The organism is Methylobacterium sp. J-076, from assembly GCF_022829405.1.
In the GTDB taxonomy this organism is placed as follows: domain Bacteria; phylum Pseudomonadota; class Alphaproteobacteria; order Rhizobiales; family Beijerinckiaceae; genus Methylobacterium.
This window is the reverse complement of the sequence record NZ_JAKSXW010000149.1, coordinates 566,784-585,566: the sequence shown is the minus strand read 5'-3', so window position 1 is coordinate 585,566 and position 18,783 is coordinate 566,784. Positions and strand designations below refer to the sequence as shown.

General features: G+C 71.3%; 22 protein-coding genes. 12 read left to right on the top strand and 10 right to left on the bottom strand.

What is annotated here, in order from left to right:
* The first annotated feature begins 7 nt into the window (after positions 1 to 7).
* From MKK53_RS25055 to MKK53_RS25035, 5 genes are all read left to right on the top strand, one after another.
* Positions 8 to 1,297, top strand: coding sequence for an App1 family protein (locus MKK53_RS25055; RefSeq protein WP_243931735.1), 1,290 nt, complete (start codon positions 8 to 10; stop codon positions 1,295 to 1,297).
* 85 nt (positions 1,298 to 1,382) lie between these two features.
* Positions 1,383 to 2,492: an alpha/beta hydrolase gene (locus MKK53_RS25050; protein WP_243931733.1), complete on the top strand. Its 1,110-nt coding sequence runs from the start codon at positions 1,383 to 1,385 to the stop codon at positions 2,490 to 2,492.
* A 129-nt stretch (positions 2,493 to 2,621) separates the two neighbouring features.
* On the top strand, positions 2,622 to 2,879 hold the full coding sequence (locus MKK53_RS25045; protein WP_243931730.1) for a hypothetical protein: 258 nt from the start codon (positions 2,622 to 2,624) through the stop codon (positions 2,877 to 2,879).
* Between the two features lie 119 nt (positions 2,880 to 2,998).
* Positions 2,999 to 5,176: a primosomal protein N' gene (locus MKK53_RS25040; RefSeq protein WP_243931728.1), complete on the top strand. Its 2,178-nt coding sequence runs from the start codon at positions 2,999 to 3,001 to the stop codon at positions 5,174 to 5,176.
* Between the two features lie 72 nt (positions 5,177 to 5,248).
* On the top strand, positions 5,249 to 5,611 hold the full coding sequence (locus MKK53_RS25035) for an STAS/SEC14 domain-containing protein (protein WP_243931726.1): 363 nt from the start codon (positions 5,249 to 5,251) through the stop codon (positions 5,609 to 5,611).
* A gap of 12 nt (positions 5,612 to 5,623) precedes the next feature.
* Here MKK53_RS25035 and MKK53_RS25030 read toward each other — a convergent pair whose 3' ends face one another.
* The 5 genes from MKK53_RS25030 to MKK53_RS25010 all read right to left on the bottom strand — a co-directional run bounded on the left by MKK53_RS25030 (position 5,624) and on the right by MKK53_RS25010 (position 8,776).
* Positions 5,624 to 6,019, bottom strand: a complete 396-nt coding sequence (locus MKK53_RS25030) for a hypothetical protein (protein ID WP_243931724.1) — start codon at positions 6,017 to 6,019, stop codon at positions 5,624 to 5,626.
* 286 nt (positions 6,020 to 6,305) lie between these two features.
* On the bottom strand, positions 6,306 to 6,512 hold the full coding sequence (locus MKK53_RS25025; RefSeq protein WP_243931722.1) for a Trm112 family protein: 207 nt from the start codon (positions 6,510 to 6,512) through the stop codon (positions 6,306 to 6,308).
* A gap of 12 nt (positions 6,513 to 6,524) precedes the next feature.
* Positions 6,525 to 7,190 (bottom strand): LON peptidase substrate-binding domain-containing protein, encoded by a 666-nt coding sequence (locus tag MKK53_RS25020; protein WP_243931720.1) that lies wholly within the window; start codon positions 7,188 to 7,190, stop codon positions 6,525 to 6,527.
* 73 nt (positions 7,191 to 7,263) lie between these two features.
* Positions 7,264 to 8,178 (bottom strand): thioredoxin, encoded by a 915-nt coding sequence (gene trxA / locus MKK53_RS25015; protein WP_243931718.1) that lies wholly within the window; start codon positions 8,176 to 8,178, stop codon positions 7,264 to 7,266.
* A 124-nt stretch (positions 8,179 to 8,302) separates the two neighbouring features.
* Complete coding sequence (locus MKK53_RS25010) at positions 8,303 to 8,776, bottom strand: hypothetical protein (protein ID WP_243931716.1); 474 nt, start codon at positions 8,774 to 8,776, stop codon at positions 8,303 to 8,305.
* A gap of 238 nt (positions 8,777 to 9,014) precedes the next feature.
* On the opposite strand from MKK53_RS25010, the gene MKK53_RS25005 reads away from it, so the two are divergent.
* On the top strand, positions 9,015 to 9,239 hold the full coding sequence (locus tag MKK53_RS25005; RefSeq protein ID WP_243931714.1) for a hypothetical protein: 225 nt from the start codon (positions 9,015 to 9,017) through the stop codon (positions 9,237 to 9,239).
* Here the strand turns inward: MKK53_RS25005 and MKK53_RS25000 are convergent.
* Positions 9,233 to 10,180 (bottom strand): alginate O-acetyltransferase AlgX-related protein, encoded by a 948-nt coding sequence (locus tag MKK53_RS25000; RefSeq protein WP_243931712.1) that lies wholly within the window; start codon positions 10,178 to 10,180, stop codon positions 9,233 to 9,235. The two genes, MKK53_RS25005 and MKK53_RS25000, sit on opposite strands and share 7 nt — an antisense overlap.
* 63 nt (positions 10,181 to 10,243) lie before the next feature.
* Between MKK53_RS25000 and MKK53_RS24995 the strand changes: the two genes are divergently transcribed.
* The 5 genes from MKK53_RS24995 to MKK53_RS24975 all read left to right on the top strand — a co-directional run bounded on the left by MKK53_RS24995 (position 10,244) and on the right by MKK53_RS24975 (position 14,514).
* On the top strand, positions 10,244 to 11,350 hold the full coding sequence (locus MKK53_RS24995; RefSeq protein ID WP_243931710.1) for an SPL family radical SAM protein: 1,107 nt from the start codon (positions 10,244 to 10,246) through the stop codon (positions 11,348 to 11,350).
* Between the two features lie 26 nt (positions 11,351 to 11,376).
* Positions 11,377 to 11,895, top strand: coding sequence for a 2'-5' RNA ligase family protein (locus MKK53_RS24990; protein WP_243931708.1), 519 nt, complete (start codon positions 11,377 to 11,379; stop codon positions 11,893 to 11,895).
* A gap of 29 nt (positions 11,896 to 11,924) precedes the next feature.
* A complete protein-coding gene (locus MKK53_RS24985) occupies positions 11,925 to 12,692 on the top strand; it encodes a phosphatase PAP2 family protein (protein ID WP_243931889.1) in 768 nt (255 codons plus the stop codon).
* Positions 12,693 to 12,779: 87 nt separating this feature from the next.
* On the top strand, positions 12,780 to 13,139 hold the full coding sequence (locus tag MKK53_RS24980; RefSeq protein WP_243931706.1) for a PilZ domain-containing protein: 360 nt from the start codon (positions 12,780 to 12,782) through the stop codon (positions 13,137 to 13,139).
* Between the two features lie 73 nt (positions 13,140 to 13,212).
* Positions 13,213 to 14,514, top strand: a complete 1,302-nt coding sequence (locus tag MKK53_RS24975) for a Gfo/Idh/MocA family protein (RefSeq protein ID WP_243931703.1) — start codon at positions 13,213 to 13,215, stop codon at positions 14,512 to 14,514.
* Positions 14,515 to 14,516: 2 nt separating this feature from the next.
* Here MKK53_RS24975 and flgH read toward each other — a convergent pair whose 3' ends face one another.
* From flgH to flgF, 4 genes are read right to left on the bottom strand one after another with little or no spacing between them, the layout of a single operon-like run.
* Positions 14,517 to 15,257 (bottom strand): flagellar basal body L-ring protein FlgH, encoded by a 741-nt coding sequence (gene flgH / locus MKK53_RS24970; protein WP_243931701.1) that lies wholly within the window; start codon positions 15,255 to 15,257, stop codon positions 14,517 to 14,519.
* A 34-nt stretch (positions 15,258 to 15,291) separates the two neighbouring features.
* Positions 15,292 to 16,386: a flagellar basal body P-ring formation chaperone FlgA gene (gene flgA / locus MKK53_RS24965; RefSeq protein ID WP_409564416.1), complete on the bottom strand. Its 1,095-nt coding sequence runs from the start codon at positions 16,384 to 16,386 to the stop codon at positions 15,292 to 15,294.
* 23 nt (positions 16,387 to 16,409) lie between these two features.
* Positions 16,410 to 17,201 (bottom strand): flagellar basal-body rod protein FlgG, encoded by a 792-nt coding sequence (gene flgG / locus MKK53_RS24960; protein WP_243931699.1) that lies wholly within the window; start codon positions 17,199 to 17,201, stop codon positions 16,410 to 16,412.
* An 11-nt stretch (positions 17,202 to 17,212) separates the two neighbouring features.
* Complete coding sequence (gene flgF, locus MKK53_RS24955) at positions 17,213 to 17,953, bottom strand: flagellar basal-body rod protein FlgF (RefSeq protein ID WP_243931697.1); 741 nt, start codon at positions 17,951 to 17,953, stop codon at positions 17,213 to 17,215.
* A 249-nt stretch (positions 17,954 to 18,202) separates the two neighbouring features.
* Here flgF and fliL point away from each other — a divergent pair, with 249 nt between their 5' ends.
* Entirely contained in the window at positions 18,203 to 18,778 is a 576-nt protein-coding gene (gene fliL / locus MKK53_RS24950; RefSeq protein WP_243931695.1) for a flagellar basal body-associated protein FliL, read from the top strand.
* Positions 18,779 to 18,783 lie beyond the last annotated feature (5 nt).

Sequence of the window (18,783 nt, the reverse complement as noted above, 5' to 3'; positions counted from 1 at the left end):
CGGCCCGATGACGATCCGTGCCGTCCATGCCGCGCGCAAGGCGCTGCGGGTCATCACCCGCCCCGTCCGGCGCGCGCAGGGGCGGGGCGGACGGGGGCCCGGCGGCCTCGTGGTGGAACCCTATCGTGGCTACGGGTCGGCCGACGAGGTGTTCCTGATCGGCCGGGTCTTCCGGCAATCGCCGGGCATCCCCGGCGAGGACCCCGAATCGTGGCGGGCCCAGTGGCGGGATGTCCGCCGCCGGATCGCCCGGCGCAAGGTGGCCGGGGCCGCGGTCCTCGCCCGGTTCGGCGGCACCGAGGTCCGCGTCGTCACCGACCGGGACGGCTACTTCCGGGTCCACCTGCGCCCGCAGGCCTTGCCCGAAGGGGACGGCCCGTGGTTCGACGTGGATCTCCTCCTGGAGGCCGAACCGGTGATCCCGGCGCGGGGCTCGGTCTACATCCCGTCCGCCAGCTGCGGCTTCGTCGTCGTCAGCGACATCGACGACACCGTGATGCGGACCGGCGTCGCCAACAAGCTCACGATGCTGTGGCGGCTGTTCGTGGAGGACGCCGAGAGCCGGGTCGCCTTCCCCGGCGTCACCTCGCTCTACCGGGCGCTCCATGCCGGCGCGAGCGGCGGCGACGGAAACCCGATGCTCTACGTCTCGCGGGCGCCGTGGGGCCTCTACGAGATGCTCACCGAGTTCTTCCAGCGCCACGGCATCCCCGCCGGCCCGGTGCTGTTCCTGCGGGAATGGGGTTTGTCCTGGACCCATCCCCTCCCGCGCAAGGCCAAGGACCACAAGCAGGCGCTCATCCGCCACATGCTCGACCTCTACCGGACCCTGCCCTTCGTCCTGATCGGCGACAGCGGGCAGCACGACCCGGAGGTCTACGCGCAGATCGTGGCCGACCATCCCGGCCGGGTGAAGGCGGTCTACATCCGCAACGTGTCGCGGACCGCCGCCCGCACCGAGGAGGTCGTGCGCCTCGCGGGGGCGGTGGCGGCGACCGGGTCGAGCCTCGTGCTCGCCGCGGACAGCGTCGCCATCGCCCGCCATGCCGCCGGGCTCGGTCTGATCCGGCAGGACACGGTGGCGGTCGTCGCCGACGAGCATGCCGGCAGCGACGCTCCCCCGCCGCGGCGCGAGACGATCCACCTCGTGCCCCCGGCCGGCGAGGGCGGCGCCGCCCCCGGGGCGGTGCTCACCCCCGCCGTGATCGCCGCCTTCGACGACGACGGGGACGTGCCTGCGACCGTGGTGGTGACGCCGCGAAACGAGGCCGCCGTCACCCCGCTCACGCGAGTGTGACGGCACCGATCCCCCGGCTCGGCCGTCATTCCGCTCACGCACGATCCGCCCCCGAACGGGTCGATCGATCGCCCGGAGAGATTTCGTGAAGCACACGATCCACGCCCTCGCCGTCCTGGCGCTGACGACCGCCCCCGCCCTGGCGCAGCCCGCGCCCGCCGCCGCGGAGGCGCAGTCCGCTCCCCTCGGCCCGGAGATGGCCAAGGCCAATGCGAAGCCCGGCCCGCGCACGGTGCCGGGCCGGGAGATCCCCGTCCCCGCCACCGTCAGCGATGCCTTCCGTCCGCAGGTGGCCGCGCCCTACCGCAGCCCCGCCTGGAACGCCGATCCGAAGGACGCCGCCGCCTGGAAGGAACTGGTCGACAGGCTCGCCAAGGTCACGGCCTCGCCGATCCCCGCCCTGCGGGAGAAGCTCGGCGTGACGAGCGAGACCGCGATCCTCGGCGGGGTGAAGGTCTTCATCGTGCAGCCGAAATCCATGCCGGAGGCCCACCGGGACCACCTGCTCCTGCACATCCACGGGGGCGGCTACGTCTACAACCCGGGCGAGGCCGGGACCCTGGAGGCGGTGCTGATGGCCGGGCTCGGCGGCTACAAGGTGATCTCGGTCGATTACCGGATGCCGCCGGACGCCCCCTACCCCGCCGCCATGGACGATGCGACCGCGGTGTGGAAGGCGATGCTCGGGATGCAGAAGCCCGGCAACATGGCCGTGTTCGGCACCTCGACGGGCGGCGGCATGACCCTGGCGCTGATGCTGAGGGCCAAGGCCGAGGGGTTGCCCCTGCCGGCCGCGATGGGCCTCGGCACGCCCTGGTCCGACATGACCGAGACCGGGGACAGCTACAGGACGAACGAATGGCTCGACAACGTCCTCGTCAGCTATTCCGGCTACCTGACGCCCGCCGCCAAGCTCTACGCCAACGGGCGCGACTTGAAGGACCCGCAGCTGTCGCCGATCTACGGGGACTTCGGGGGGCTGCCCCCGGCTCTGCTCGTCTCCGGCACCCGTGACCTGTTCCTGTCCAATACGGTGCGCACCCACCGCAAGCTGCGGGAGGCCGGCATCCCCGCCGACCTGCACGTCTTCGAGGGCATGAGCCACGCCCAGTACCTCGCCGCCCCGGATTCGCCGGAGACGAAACAGGTGTTCGGCGAGATGACGCGCTTCTTCAACGCCCGCCTCGGCCACTGAGCGGGACGGACGCCCGACGTCCGCCGGCAGCGTGTTGCAACGCAGCAATACGGAGAACGCTCTTCTCCTGCCGGCCATCGTTCATAGGTTCGCTCCTCCCGAACCGGTCCCCCTTGGCGGAGCCTCCGCATGCAGACCTATACCCTCGCCATCGCCGACGGCGTCCTGTTCGCCTGTCTCCCCGATGGGGGTGATGTCGCCGCGGCGATCACCGAAGCGACGACCGTGAACTACGGCGCCGGCCTGTCCCTCGACATCGTGCGGGGTACGGTCCTCACCGACGCCACCGGGCCGGGGGACGAAGTCGTCTGGTGTGAAAGTTCGGACAGCGAGTTGCTGGACGAGGAGGGGCGGCGCTACCGTTACGCCGTGCGCCGACACTCCTAGTCGGCGCCGGACCCTCCGCGCCGCCCCCGTCGGCGAGGCGGGTGGGCCGGGGGCTGGGCGTAGCGCCTTTTCCCATCCGATATGGTACAAAGGCAGAACATGCCGCTCCCGCCCGTCCGATGCCGACCGTCGCCGAAATCCTGATCCCCCTCGCGATCGACACGCCCTACAGCTACGTCGTCCCGCACGGGCTCGCCGTCGCGGCGGGTGACGTGGTGCAGATCCCCCTCGGCCCCCGCGAGACGGTGGGCGTCGTCTGGAGCACCGCGGAGAGCGTCGGCGGGTCGAACCTGCGGCCGGTCACGGGGGTGCTCGACGTTCCGCGTCTCGGCGCAACGCTGCGCGGCCTCGTGGACTGGATCGCCCGCTACACCCTCGCCCCCAAGGGGTCGGCGCTCGCCATGGTGCTGCGCCTGCCCGACGAGGCGGCCGGCGCGGAGGTCGCCCGTGTCGCCGTGAAGGCGTCGGGCAAGCCCCCCAGCCGCCCGACGGCGGCGCGGGCCAAGGTGCTGGCCATCGCCGCAGACGGGGAGTCGCGCGGCAAGAGCGCCCTCGCCAAGGAGGCGGGCGTCTCCCTCTCGGTGGTGGACGGGCTGATCGACGACGGCGCCCTTGAGGCGCTCGCCGTGGCGCCGGAGCCCATCGCGCCGGTCCCCGACCCCGACCATCCCCGCATGCCCCTCTCGGAGGCCCAGGCGGAGGCGGCGGCCGCCCTCACCCTGGCCCTGGAAGAAGGCGCGGCGGCCGGGACCGCCAAGCCGATCCTCCTCGAAGGCGTGACGGGATCGGGCAAGACGGAGGTGTATTTCGAGGCGGTGGCCGCCTGCATCCGTGCCGGACGGCAGGCGCTGATCCTCATGCCCGAGATCGCCCTCACCGCGCAGTTCCTCGACCGGTTCGCCGACCGCTTCGGCGTCCGCCCGGCGGCGTGGCATTCCGGGATCGGCGGCCGACGCCGGGAGCGGCTGCGGGCCGCCGTGGCCGCGGGGGAGGCGAAGGTGGTGGTCGGCGCCCGCTCGGCCCTGTTCCTGCCCTTCGCCCAGCTCGGCCTGATCGTGGTCGATGAGGAGCACGAGACCGCCTACAAGCAGGAGGACGGCGTCCACTACCACGCCCGCGACATGGCGGTGGTGCGGGGGCGGCTCGAAGGCTGCCCGGTGGTCCTCGCCTCGGCCACTCCCTCCATCGAGAGCCGGGTGAACGCCGCCCGGGGGCGCTACGACCACCTCGTCCTGCCCGAGCGGTTCGGCGGGCGCCGCCTGCCCGACATCGCCGCCATCGACATGCGGCGCGATGCACCGCAGCGCGGCACCTTCATCAGCCCGCCCCTGGTCGCCGCGGTGAAGAGCACCCTGGAGCGCGGCGAGCAGGCGCTGCTGTTCCTCAACCGGCGGGGCTACGCGCCGCTGACCCTGTGCCGGGCCTGCGGCCACCGCTACCAGTGCCGCAACTGTTCGACCTGGCTCGTGGAGCACCGCTTCCGCCGGGCGCTGGTCTGCCACCAGTGCGGCTACACCGAGCGCCGGCCCGAGGCCTGCACCCAGTGCGGCGCCTTCGAGCACCTGACCCCCTGCGGCCCCGGCGTCGAGCGGATCGCCGAGGAGGCGACCGCGCTGTTCCCGGACAAGCGGATCATCGTCCTGTCGAGCGACTTTCCCGGCGGCGCCGAGCGCCTGCGGCAGGAGCTGGAGGCGGTGGCGGCGGGGGAGTGCGATCTGGTGATCGGGACGCAGCTCGTGGCCAAGGGCCACAACTTCCCGGGCCTGACCCTGGTCGGCGTCCTCGACGCCGACATCGGCCTGACCTCCGGAGACCCCCGGGCGGCCGAGAGGACCTTCCAGCTCCTCCAGCAGGTAACGGGCCGGGCCGGCCGCGGCGACAAGCCGGGGCGCGCCCTCGTCCAGACCTACCAGCCCGAGCACCCGGTGATCGCCGCCCTGCTCTCCGGGGATGCGGAGCGTTTCTATGCGGAGGAGATCGCGGCGCGGGAGGTGGCGGGCCTGCCGCCCTTCGGCCGCCTCGCCGCCCTGATCGTCTCCGGCGCCGACAAGCCGGCCGCCGAGGCCTACGGGCAGGCCCTCGCCCGGGAGGCCGATCCACCGGCCGGGGTGATGGTGCTCGGCCCCGCCGAGGCGCCCCTGGCGCTGATCCGCGGGCGGCACCGCTTCCGGCTCCTCGTGAAGACCGAGCGCAACATCGACCTGCAGGGCTACCTGCGCGCATGGCTCGTCCGCGCCCCGAAGCCCCGCGGCAGCGTCAAGGTGACGATCGATGTCGACCCGCAGAGCTTTTTGTAGGAGACAGGGCCCGTCGGCCGCGGGCGCGTTGCAACGCACGGGGACGGGCTGAAGGCGCACGAGGAGCGATCAGTGCTGAGCTACACCAAGACGCCGAATTCCAACGTGGCCGAGATCGTGGTCGACGGGAAGATCTCCGACGAGGAGATGAACGCGACCATCGCCGCCATGAAGGCGGACCTCGACAAGGGCGAGCGGATCAAGCTCCTCGAAGACATCCGCAGCTTCCAGGGCATGGAGCCCGCGGCCTTCTTCAAGGATCCGCGCTTCGGCATCTCGATGATGAAGGGCGTCAGCCACGTCGCCCTCGTCACCGACGCGCCCTGGCTGAAGATGATGGCCGAGACCTTCGCCTTCGTCTCGCCCTACAAGATCAAGGTGTTCGACCGCGAGCGCCTCGCCGAGGCGCGCACCTGGCTCGCCTCCGCCACCTGAACGCCCCGGGCGTCAATCGACCTGGGCGGTGCGGGTGTCGGCACCGCGCCGGGCCGTCCAGCGGCCGGTGCACAGGGAGGACACGTTCCACGTGCCCGAGCCCTGGGTGCCGGACAGGCGGCCCGTCCCGGTCCCCGCGCCGCCGGAACCGGCGACCGTGATCCCGACGACCCCGTCCGGCGAGACCCGGCCGCTGACGCGGGTGCCGGACGACGCCGAGACCGGCCGGACCTCACCGTCGCGGATGGCGACGGAGTAGCTGTAGCGGGCGTTGCAGAGGCCGCTCTCCGTCACGAGTTCCACCGACCACGTCCCGTTGTGCCTGTCGGGCGCACCCGCCGCGGATGCGGACAGGGCGGCGGTGGTTAGGGCGGCGGCGGCGATCAGGGTCGGGACGGTAATGGTCAATCGTTGAAGGGCTCTCTGCAAATACAGCGGCGCCGTCGCGCGGTTCAGCGCGGGGTCGACAGCTTCGTTGCGGGATGAGCCGGTTTAAACCATCCGGACCGGCAGGACTATGGCCGCCGCCCGCCAAAAATGTCTCAATTCGTAACCGGCGAAAGCGCGGCAATACGCTGCGAGCGCCGGCGGACAACTCAGTCGCGTCGCGTGTCCGGACGCTCAACTTCGGCGAGTGGCTTCGCCCTGCTCGCGAGAACGGGCGTGGACCCCCGCCCGTTCAACCCCGCGTGCCTCAGTCGTGCAGCGGACGCGCCTCTTCCGGCAGCATGATCGGGATGCCGTCACGGATGGGGTAGGCGAGCTTGGCCGAGCGGCTGATCAGCTCCTGCTTGGCGGAATCGTAGTCCAGCGTGCCCTTGGTCAGGGGGCAGACGAGGATCTCCAGGAGCTTCGGATCGACCCGAGTCGCCTCGACGGGGGCGGTGAGATCGTTGGCCATGTCGTCACGGTCCTATTGCATCGTCGGTTCGGGGCCGGAGCCCCGAAGGAGTTCCATCTGCGTCACGGCGATCAGGATCTCGCCGCGGGTCTTTAGGTCCGCGGCCTCCAGCATCGCCTGCTTCTCGCGCACGCCGAACGGGCTCATCATGCACAGCGCGTTCACGAGGGCCTCGTTGGGGGCCTCATCGATCCCCGCCCAGTCGACCTTCAGGTCGTTCGCCTCGACGAAGTCGCGCAGGGTCTTGAGGACGCCCGCCCGGTCGACCTGTTCCTCGCCCGCGCGGGCCTGGAAGTCCACCGCGAACTCGTCGTAGCTCACTTGGCAGAGACGGTAGGCCTCCGATGCGGCGACCTCGCCCTCGACCCGGAAGCGGCTGACCCCGGTGAGGGAGATCAGGTAGCGCCCGTCCCCGGCCTCGGCATATTGGGTGATCCGGCCGGCGCAGCCGACGCGGAACAGCTTGGGATGGGCCGAGGACCCGCCATCCGGGTCCGGCTGGATCATGCCGATGATCCGGTCTCCCCTCAGGGCGTCATCGACCATCCTGAGGTAGCGCGGCTCGAAGATGTTGAGCGGCATCTGTCCCCTCGGCAGCAGCAAGGCGCCGGGCAAGGGGAAGACCGGTATCACGGCGGGGCAATCCGCCGGACGCTGTAAGCCGGAATGTGTGCTCATCGCACCTCCTCTGGCGCGATCCCCTGGCCGGGGCCCCGGACGCGCCGTCTCCGTCCGGGAACGGGCCCGTGCCCTATGAGAACAACAAGGTCGACAGCTTGCGCCGACCCCGGATCGTGTCCGGATCCATCACGCCCCAGGCCTCGAAGAACTGGAGCAGCTGCTTGCGGGCCGCGTCGTCGTTCCAGGTCCGGTCGCGCTTGCGCAGCTCGATGAGGTGATCCACCGCCTGCTCCCGCTGGTTGCGGGCCGCGAGGCCCAGCGCGAGGTCGAACCGGGACTGATGGTCGTCCGGATCGGCGTCGACCGCCTTCTGCGGGCCGGCGAGGTCGCCGAGGGCGGCGGCCTGCTCGGCGAGTTCCAGGGCGGCGCGGATGCCCGCGAGCGCCGGGTCGGCGGCTTTCTCCTCCGGCACCATGGCCAGGACGCGCTTGGCGTTCTCGATCTCGCCGGCATCGAGCTGGAGCTTGGCGAGGCCGGCCAGCGCCACGACGTTGTCGGGCTCCTGCTCCAGCACCGCCGCGAAGAGTTCGGAGGCGCCAGCGAGGTCACCCTCCTCGACCAGGGCGGCGGCCTCCGTGAGCGCACCCTCGATCGGGCTGGGGCCGGCGGGGCCGGAAAGGCGCTCGATCAGCTCCTTGATCTGCCCCTCGGGCACGGCGCCCATGAACCCGTCCACCGGGCGGCCCTTGTCGAAGGCGATGACCGCCGGGATCGACTGGATGCCGAGCTGGCCCGCGATGGAAGGGTGCTCGTCGATGTTCATCTTGGCGAGCACGACCTTGCCCGCCGCCGCCTGGACGACCTTCTCCAGAACCGGGGTGAGCTGCTTGCATGGCCCGCACCAGGGCGCCCAGAAATCCACGAGAACCGGACGGTTCATTGATTCCGCGATGACGTCCTGCCTGAAGGAGTTCGTCGTCGTGTCCCTGATCAGGTCGCCGGCGGGGCCGCCGGTCGCGCCGCCGGCGCTGAGGTCGTTGAGCATCGATCCAACTTCGGAACTTTTTTCGTGATGGCCGCTAGATGGGGCTCTCGATGGGTCATGACCAGCCCGCCGGGCGGACGCGTCGCGGTTGTCCACCCCCGGTTGGCGGGGAAACCCTCGCGGCTCAGCGCCCCGGTGCGCCCGGAGCGGCCTTCGCCGCCGTGACGAAGGTGCCCGCATAGACGCGCCCATCCGCCGTCTTCGCCTCGCACTCGATCGAGGTCCGCCCCTTCTCCGGCGCCGTGAAGCGGCAGGCGCCGATGGCCAGGACCGGCGCGCCGACCTCGCTCCCCGTCTTGCTCTCGGAGACGACGTTGATCGGCTGGAGCGGATCGGTCTCCTCGGTCGCCTCCTGCTGCGCACCGTTGCCCGAGAAGCTGATCACCTGCCCGTCCTTCGTGGTGAAATCGAAGGTCGTCCGGTTGCGGCTGACCGCGTTCAGCAGGGTGTTGCCGCACTGCGCGGAGACATCCCGGCCGGCGACCACGAGCTTGTCGCAGGTTCCGTCGAGCTTGAAGGCGGTCTGTGCCCAGGCGCTCGGCGCCGAGAGGGGCAGGAGGGCGGCACAGGCGAGGGCGAGGCGAAGGGAAGCCGTCATGGCGTTGCGTGATCCTCCCGAAGGTCTTCTGCGTGTTTCGCGTGATGTAGGCGTCGGACCGGAGCCGTCGAGGCAAGTCCGCGCCTGTCGATCCGCCCGATGCAGAGCAGGCTTGCGGCAAAGTCTCTGTTGCACTGCAACACGGGCAGGCATGTTGCAGCGCATTGCAGGCGCCCGGCGGGCGCCGTCCCCGGGGCGGCAGGTCTTCCTCCCCCCGCGATCCCCAAGGAGTCTCCCGATGATCCCCGCGTTGGCGCCCATGGCGGAGGCGGCCCTCTTCACCCTCGGCTGCATGGCGATCCACGCCCTGCGGCGGCACGCGGACACGGTCACGGCCACCCTCGCCTGCTTCGTCACCATCCTGGTCCTGATGCTCGGCATCGCCTACGCGCCGGAGCCCCTCGCGCACTACCAGTCCGCGAGCACGGGTGACTTCGTGATGGTGGACCCCGCGATCTACTGATCCGGCGCGGGGAGCGCCGGCCCCCCGGTCCCGCGCCGGCCGGCGGCCGTCACGTCGTAGCGGTCGTCGGGCACCCGGGCGAGGAACCGCTCGGCCATCTCGAACAGCAGGATGTCGGGCTTCACGGCCTCGATGTAGGGCCAATCCAGGCTCGCCGACCAAATGAAGTGCACCTCGCGGAAGCTCTCCGCGAGGAGGCCGGTCAGCATGAACGGCGCGAAGTGCGCGCAGGAATCGCCGAACAGGACGACCCGGCGGGGGTCGGCGCCCGCCGCCTCGTTCCGGTAGACGACGTGGGCGCCGGAATGCAGCTCGCCCTCCCGCCCCTGCGCTTCGTAGGCCGCGAGGAGCGGCCCGGTCGCCGTGCGGACCGCGTTCTGCAGGATCACCATGCGCTCCACGCCCTCGCGCGGGCGGTGGGGCAGCTTGTCCCCGAGATCCATCACCTCGGGGACGACGACGCGCAACCGCGATCCGATATCGGCCGGCGGGGTGGCGCCGAGCGCGCGCATGATCTCCCGGTAGGCGAGCAGGCAGCCCTCCAACGTCCAGTGGGTGTCGGTGCGCAGGTAGAGCGGGGTGGGTCCGTCCCGAGCCGCCCGGAGGGGTGCGAGCAGGTCGAGATAGGCGCCGTGCCGGGCGAGGCGCCGGGCCAGGATCCGCACCGAGGCGTTCGTCGGCCGGTAGCGCAACCCGTCCGTCTTGTGATCGTAGACCGAGAGCTTCTCCGGCACGATGACGTGGAGGGTGCGGATCCCCAGCCGTTCGGCCCGGGCCGCCCGGGCGGCGATCAGGCGGGACCAGCGGCGCAGCAGCCACCATTGCGCGAGGCCGCTGCGGTAGCGGTCCATGACGCGGTTGCTTCCCCCCGTGAGGAAGAGCCATCCGTCGCGGCCGACATGCACATGGGTCCCATCCGTTTCGGCCATCGCGGGGAGCATTAGCCGCACTCGGCGGGGCCGCCTAGGGTGGAGCCGGCCGGGTCGCCCCTGCGTTCGCCCGGGATGGACACCGCCCTGGCTCCCCCGGACGCGCCACCGCGCCGCCACCCCTCGCCGCGCCTGTGGCGCCCGCGCCGGGTGGTGGTGACGCCCGCTGCCCTCGACCATGCCCACGGGCGGGCGATGGTCGCCCGGATCGAGGCGCAGGGCTTGCCCGTCGAGCGCCTCGCCGCGAACCGCCTCGCCCTGCCCCGCCAGCCGGATGCCCGCCGGGCCTACGCGGAGGCCAAGGCCACGCTGGCGATCACCGTCGCCCCGCCGACCAAGCTGCGGCTCCAGCCGATCCCCCCCTCGGCCGACTGGCGCTTCGACCTGGCCGAGGGCTGCCCGGCCCATTGCCAGTACTGCTACCTCGCGGGCTCCCTCTCGGGGCCGCCGGTGACGCGGGCCTACGCCAACCTCGACGCGATCCTCGGCAACCTCGACGCCTATCTCGGCCAGGGCACCATCACCTCGGCCTCGGCGGCGCGGGCGGCGGAGGGGACGACGTTCGAAGCCTCCTGCTACACCGACCCCCTCGGCATCGAGCACCTGACGGGCTCGCTCGCGGCGGCGGTGGAGCGTTTCGGCGCTTGGGACGCCCCGGTCCAGCTGCGATTCACCACCAAGTTCGCCGCGGTGGCACCCCTGCTCGGCCTGCGCCACGGACGGCGGACCCGCATCCGCTTCTCGGTGAACGCCCGCGGCGCCGCCCGCTACGAGGGCGGGACCGATTCCCTCGACGCCCGCCTCGGCGCCCTGCGGGCCGTCGCGCTGGCCGGCTACCCGGTGGGGCTCACCGTGGCGCCGATCCTGCCGATCCCCGATTGGGAGGAGGGCTATGCCAGCCTGATCCGCGACGCGGCCGACGCCCTCTCCGGCGTGCCCGACCTCGACCTGACCGCGGAACTCATCACGCACCGTTTCACCCCCGGCTCGAAGGAGGTCCTCCAGGGCTGGTATCCCGGCTCGGACCTTCCCCTCGAGGAAGCCGATCGGGTGCGGAAGATGACGAAGTTCGGCTCGGTGAAGTACGTGCTGCCGAAGCCGCAGATGGACGCGATGCGCACCGCGATCACCGGCCACCTCGCGTGCATCCTGCCCGCCGCGCGGGTGCTCTACTGGACCTGAGCGATGCGGGCGCCATCTCGCCGGGGATGCAAGATCCCGCCCCCCTCATCCTCACCCTCGCCTTCGACGACGCGACCTTCGCCCGTTTCGACGGGGAACGCCGCCGCCATTTCCCGGAGGCGTTGAACCACATCCCCGCCCACGCGACCCTGTTCCACCACCTGCCGGGGGACCGGGAGCGCGGGGCGATCGAGGCGATCGCCGCCCTCGCCCGCACCACGCCCGCGCCGGACGTGGCGGTGACGGGCCTGCGCTTCACCGGCAGGGGCGTGGCCTACGTCCTCGCGTCGGAACCCCTCGCGGCCTTCCGCGGGCGGCTCGCCCGGGAGTTCGAGCCCGCCCTCACCGCCCAGGACCGGCAGGGCTGGCGCCCGCATGTCACCGTCCAGAACAAGGTCTCCCCCGAGACCGCCCGGGCCCTGCATGCCGCCCTGGAGGCGGGCTTCGCGCCGTTCCGTTTCACCGCGCCCGCGGTGGTGCTGTGGCGCTACCTCGGCGGGCCGTGGGAACGGGTGTCCCGCATCGCCTTCGGGGAGAACGCCTGATGCGCGGATCGTGGCGGGGGATGGATGCGATGCGGGTGTCGAAGACGCTGACCCACAACCCGATCACCGGGCGGGCGACGGCGGTGTGGTTCTGGTTGCGCCTGAACGAGGTGGGGCCCCTCGTCGCCCTGCTCTGCCTCAGCACCCTCGGCTACGGCTTCTTCGCCCTCGCCCACGAGGTCGGCGAGGGCTCGACCGAGGCCCTGGACCGCCGGATCCTGCTGGCCCTGCGCAACCCCGCCGACCTCTCGGACCCGATCGGCCCGCGCTGGCTCGAAGAGACCATGCGCGACATCACCGGCCTCGGCAGCGTGTTCACCGTGGTCTTCGTCACCCTCGCCGTGGCGGCCTACCTTGCCCTCACCGAACGGCGGCGCATCGCCACTTACGTCGTCGGCGCGGTGGGCAGCGGCGAGCTGGTCTCGACCGTGCTCAAGCTGTTCTACCACCGGCCCCGGCCGGACCTCGTCCCCCACGGGATGGAGGTGTTCACGGCGAGCTTCCCCAGCGGCCACGCCATGATGTCGGCCATCGCCTACCTCACCCTGGCGATCCTCCTGGCCCGGGTGGACCGCAACCGCCGGGTCAAGGCGTTCGTCCTGGTCCTCGGCGTCGGCGTCACCCTGCTCGTCGGGATCAGCCGGGTCTATCTCGGGGTCCACTGGCCGAGCGACGTGATGGCCGGTTGGTGCGTGGGGGCCGCCTGGGCCTCGCTGTGCTGGTTCGTCGCCCTCCAGCTGCAACAGCGCGGTGAAGTGGAAGTCTCCGATCCGCCGACCGCCCTTCCCCTGAGTTAAGCATAACAGAACGTTGACGATCGGGCGTTGCAGCGGATCGATGAACGCCACGTTATCGATACTCACGGGAGCGTGAGGAGCGAAGCCTTGAACGAGCGCAGAGACGACGCCCGCCGCCGGGTCTGCCTGGGCGGTCTCATCGAGACCGCGGCCTACCTCCCGGAAATCCCCTGCCAGGTCCGCAACGTCTCGCTGGCCGGCGCCCGGCTCCGGGTCGCCCCGGAGGCGATCCTTCCGGAGCGTATCGTCCTGCGGGTGCCGATGCGCAACGAGACCCGCCTGGGTCGGGTGGTCTGGCGCTCGGGCGACGCGGTCGGCCTCAGCTTCGCCCCGGACGCCCCGACTGCCCAGGACGACGCCCTCGCGGACAGGGTGAAGGCCGGCGAGGCCGAGATCGTCCGCCTGCGGGCCGCCCTGGTGGCGGCCTCCGGCGGGGCGATTCACTGAGGGCGTCGGTCGCGGCCAGGAACCCCGCTCCGTCGGCGCGGTTCCCGGACTCCGACCTCGATGAGAATCCGGCATGGCGGAAGACGAACGGTTGTCCCGGCGCACCCTCCTTGCCGCAGGGGGCGCCCTCGCCGGCGCCGCCCTCGGCGCAGGCAATGCGGCGGCGGCTCCCCCCGGCCCCACCGTGCCGGCCGATACCGGGGCGGTCCAGGGCAACCGGATCCAGTTCCCGAACTGGCGCGGTCCGGGCGATCCCCCGCCGGCCCCGAGCCCTGCGCCGCAGCCCCCGTCCCAGCGCGTCGGCTACTGCATCGTCGGCCTCGGGCGCCTGAGCCTCGACGAGATCATCCCGGCGTTCGCCGAGGCGAAACGCTCGCGGCTCGTCGCTCTGATGTCGGGGAGCCACGACAAGGCGAAGCTCGTGGCCAAGCAGCACGGCCTGCCGGAGGATGCGGTCTACGGCTACCACGAATGGGACCGGCTGAGGCAGAACCCGCAGGTCCAGGCCGTCTACGTGGTCACGCCGAACGCGGTGCACCGGGACAACGTGACGGCCGCGGCGGCGGTGGGCAAGCACGTCCTGTGTGAGAAGCCGATGGCGGCCTCGTCCCCGGAATGCCGGGACATGATCGACGCCTGCGCCAAGGCCGGCGTGAGGCTGATGATCGCCTATCGCTGCCAGTACGAGCCGTTCAACCGGGCGCTGACGCAGGCGGTGCGCGGCGGCAGCCTCGGCAAGGCGCGGCTGATCCAGGCCTTCAACGGCCAGACCACCGGCCTGCCCGAGCAATGGCGCCTGAAGAAGGCCCTGTCCGGCGGCGGCTCGCTCCCGGATATCGGGCTTTACTGCCTCAACGGCACCCGCGCGCTGCTGGGCGAGGAGCCGGACTCGGTCCAGGCGCAGACCTATTCGCCCCCCGACGATCCGAAGTTCAAGGAGGTCGAGGAGACGGTCTCCTTCACCCTGCGCTTCCCCTCGGGCGTGATCGCCCAGTGCACCGCGAGCTACGGCGTGCACGAATCGCGCAGCCTCACGGTGCATACGGCGGCGGGGGCCTACGACCTGCAGAACGCCTTCGCCTACCGCGGGCAGCGTCTCTTCGTCGGCCGCGTCGAGGGAAAGAACGCGGCGCGGGACGAGAAACTCCTCACGCCGAAGAACCAGTTCGCCCTGGAGATCGACCACTTCTCCCGGTGCATCCAGGAGAACATCCGGCCCCGCACCCCCGGCGAGGAGGGCCTTCAGGACCAGATCCTGATGGAGGCGATCTACGAGTCGGCCCGCACCGGCGCCCCGGTGAAGACCGGCCCCCTCCCCGGCACCGGCTCCGGCCTCGACGCCACCCGCGGGCCGGAGCCGGAGGAGGCGGCGTAGGATCAGAACGGCAGCAGGATATCCACCAGCTGCTGGCCGTAGCGCGGCTGCTGGACGTCGGTGATCTGGCCACGGCCGCCATAGGCGATGCGGGCCTCGGCGATCTTGGTGGAGTCGATGGTGTTGTCGGCGGCGATGTCCTCCGGACGCACCACGCCGGCCACGATCAGTTCGCGCACCTCGAAGTTGATACGGATTTCCTGCTTGCCCTCGACCACGAGGTTGCCGTTCGGCAGCACCTGCGTGACCACCGCCGCGACGTTGGTGGTGACGGTCTCGGCCCGCTGGACCGAGCCCGCGCCGTCGTTGGCGGTGGTGGAGGTGGCGTTCAGGAGCGAGCTGCCGCCCACGCCCATCGCCTTGCCCATCGTGGTGTTTTCCAGGCCGACGGCGTTCGGCAGGCCGAAGCTCTCGGTGTTGGCGCGGGAGCGCTTCGTCTCGTTGCTGATGTTGGCCTGATCCGTCACCGCGACGTTGACCGTGAGCAGATCGCCCACCTTGGCCGCCCGCTGGTCCTTGAAGAAGGCCCGCGAGCCGGTGCGCCACAGGGAGTTCGGCGCGTAGGAGACCGGCTGCACGTCCGGCATCGGCATCCGCACCGGCTTGTAGCCCGGCTGCGCGGTCGGGTCCTGGATCGCCGAAAGCGTCGGCGTCGCGCCGATGTTGGACAGGCGGTCGGCCGTGTTGCAGGCGCCCAGGGCCAGCGGCAGCGCGACGGTGGTGAGGCGGACGATCAGGCGCATCGGCGGGATTCCTCGACGCAGGACAAACGGAGGTTCAGCGCAGGGCGACGGAGGCGGCGTTCGCCTGGAGCTGTGGCCCGCCGGACGGGCCGACCGAGACCCGGCCCGCGCCCACCACGGTGGCCTGCAGGACCTTCTTGGAGGCGACGTTCACCACGTTGACGGTGGCGCCCATCCGGCCGCTGTCGCTGGCGATGCCGCGCATCGACAGGCTGATGCCGGGGGTCGCGTAGATGATGGTGACCGTCTCGCCGCGGGCCACGAGGTCCGGCAGGGCGGTGTCGCCCTCGCGCAGCACCGAGCCGGCGGGGAGGCTGCGCTGGGCGACCTCGCCGATGGCCGCCGTGACGCTGGCCTGCACGTCGGCGCCGAGGCCGTCGCGCGGGCGCCGATCCAGGACGAGGTCGCCCTCCCGGATGGGCTCGCCGCGGTTGAGGCTGCGGGCCAGCACGGCCACCTCCCGCATCTCCACCACCACACCCGACACCCGCAGGGACGCCTGCCGCTCGCCGAGGCTGACCAGCGCGGACACCCGGTGGGAGCGCGGATCGTAGACCATGTCGATGGCGCTCGCCTGGCCGGCGAGGTCGACGGGGGCCAGCATCATCGGCGCCTCGCCGTCGAGGCGGATCATCATCAGGTTGGTGTCCAGGCCGTAGCCGGTTTCGAGGCCGCGCTTCAGCGCCACCTCGATCTCGCTCGGCCCGACCCGCCGGGCCGCCCGCTGGACGGCGATCTGCAGCCGCCCGCCGGTCTCGACCGGGCCGAGACCCAGGGCGGTGGCGGCCTCTGCGATCCGCCGGGACTGGATCGTCCCCGTCGAGCCGAGGGCCGGCGCACGGAACAGCGGGCGTTCGGCGAGGGCCGGGGGGACGTTCTCCACGAGGTCGCCGAGGGTCAGGATGTCCTGCCGGGCGGTCACGTCGCCGCGCAGGCGCGGCAGGGCGCTCTCGGCCATGGCCGGCACGGCCACCGCGCCGAGGATCACGAAGGCGAAGAGGGCGAGCGCCGCCCGGATCAGCATGCCCGGCGCGGGCAGGGGCGCCCTGGCGCGGCGCGGCTGCACGATCGGGCTGAGGGCCACTTCGGCGTGGCTCGCATCGGCGGGGAAGTCGTCGCGGTCGGTCATGTGAGGGGATCCCGTGCCGGCCATCAGCCGCGGAACATCTGGGACGTGGTGGAGAGCATCTGGTCGGCGGCCGTCACCACCTTCGAGTTCATCTCGTAGGCGCGCTGGGCCGCGATCAGGGACGAGATCTCGGTGACGGCGTTGACGTTGGCCTCTTCCAGGTAGCTCTGCTGGAGGTTGCCGAAGCCCTCCCCGCCGGGCAGTCCGCTGATCGCGGGGCCGGAGGCCGCCGTCTCCACGAACAAGTTGTCGCCGATCGATTCCAGGCCGACCTTGTTGACGAAGCGCGAGAGCTGGAACTGGCCGAGCGCCTGAGGCGCGGTCTGGCCAGGCAGCGTCGCCTGCACGGCGCCGGTGGCGCTGATCGTCACCGAGGTCGCGGTGTTGGGCACGGTGATCGCCGGATCCACGAGGTAGCCGTCGCGGGTGACGAGCTGGCCGGATGCCGAGAGGTCGAACGAGCCGTCGCGGGAATAGGCGGTGCGCCCGTCCGGCATCGTGACCCGGAAGAAGCCCTCGCCGCGGATGGCGACGTCGTAGTCCTTCTCCGTCGAGCTGAGGGTGCCCTGCGACATCACCCGGGCGGTGGAGGTGGTCTTCACGCCCGAGCCGAGGGCGAGGCCTGCGGGGAGCTGGGTGTTCTGCTCGGAGGTCGAGGAGCCGGCCCGGCGCATGTTCTGGTAGAGCAGATCCTGGAAGTGGACCTGCTGGCGCTTGTAGCCGGTGGTGCGCAGGTTCGCGATGTTGTTCGAGATGACCTGGACGTTCAGTTCCTGGGCCGCCATGCCTGTGGCGGCAGAGTAGAGCGCACGCATCGGACGCTACCTCAGGCCACGTTGGCGAGCTTGGAGATGGCCGAGCCGCGAAGCTCGTCCATCCGCGAGATCATGCTCGTGATCATCGCGTAGGAGCGGTTGACGTCCATCAGCCGGGTCATCTCCAGCACAGGGCTGACGTTGGAGCGCTCCAGGGCGCTGGATTCGAGCCGTCCGTCGAGGCCGGCGGCCCGGGCGGGGGCCGTGGACGAGAACAGGTTGCCCCCCTCGTTCACGAGCTGGCCGGGATTGGCGAAGGTGACGAGCTTGATCCGGCCGCGGATGCCGAGATTGGTCGAGACCGTGCCGTCCGTGCCGATGGCGAGGCCGGTCTCCTGCGGGTTGATCGTGATCGGGCCGCCGTCGCCCGCCACGGGGTAGCCGTCGCTGGTGACGAGCTGGCCCTGCCCGTTGACGGACAGGGCGCCGTTGCGGGTGTAGCGCTCGCCGCCCGGGGCCTGCACGGCGATGAAAGCGGAGCCCTTCACCGCGACGTCGAGGGGGTTGCCGGTCTGCTCCACCGGGCCCTGCGACAGGTCCAGCGTCGTGCCCTGGTCGATCACGTAGGACAGGCGCCGGTCGGGACGCGAGAAGCTGTCGGCGCTCGCCACCGGCATCAGGTATTCCTGGAAGCGGCTGCTGCGGCCCTTGAAGCCGGTGGTCGAGATGTTCGCCATGTTGTTGGCGATGACGTCGAGTTCGCGCTGGAGGGCGACCTGACTCGACACGCCGACGAAGAGGGCATTCTGCATCGTGAACTCTGGCGCCCACGAACGACCGGGGCGACAGGACAATCAGCATCCCCCGTGCCAGCCCCAGCCGGATTGTTTTTATGCGCCGCCTCAACGACTTATTCAGCATAGGCTTCGATGGAGGGCCGCGCTGACCAGTCCCCACGGCAAAGCCGGCCCGGCAGAATTTGCCTCCTTAACGGCGCGTTAACCGCGTCTGCCGATAGGTTGGCGACCGAACTGCAATCCAACGTCGCGAGTGCTGGGCCCATGGCCAAGAAGCCGAAGAAGGCGAGCGCCGAGCCGGGCGAAGGCGGCGCCGGCGAAGCCCCGAAGAGCAAGAAGAAGCTCATCATGATGGCCGCCGCGGGCTTGCTCGTGGTGGGCGGCGGCGCGGGCTACTTTCTGATGAAGGGCGGCCACGGGGACGAGGGCAAGGACGGCGGCGCCGAGGCCGAGCAGGCCTCCGCCCACGGGGGCGGGCATGGCGGGGGCCAAGGCGGCGGGCACGGCGGGGGCGCCGAGGCCAAGAAGCAGGTCGCCTTCTTCGAACTGCGCGAGATGATCATCAACCTCAGCCCCGACGCCGGCCAGGACAAGGGCAAGTTCGCCAAGCTCCGGGTCGCCCTCGAACTGAAGGATCCGAAGCTGGAGGAGGAGGTGAAGTCCCTCGCCCCGCGGATCGAGGATACCCTGCAGGTCTACCTGCGTGAGGTCCGGGCGAGCGACCTCTCCGGGTCCGCCGGTCTCTACCGGCTGCGGGAGGAGCTGCTGAAGCGCGTCAACGTGGCGGTCTACCCGGCCAAGGTCGATGCGGTGCTGTTCAAGGACCTGATCGTCCAGTGAGGCTG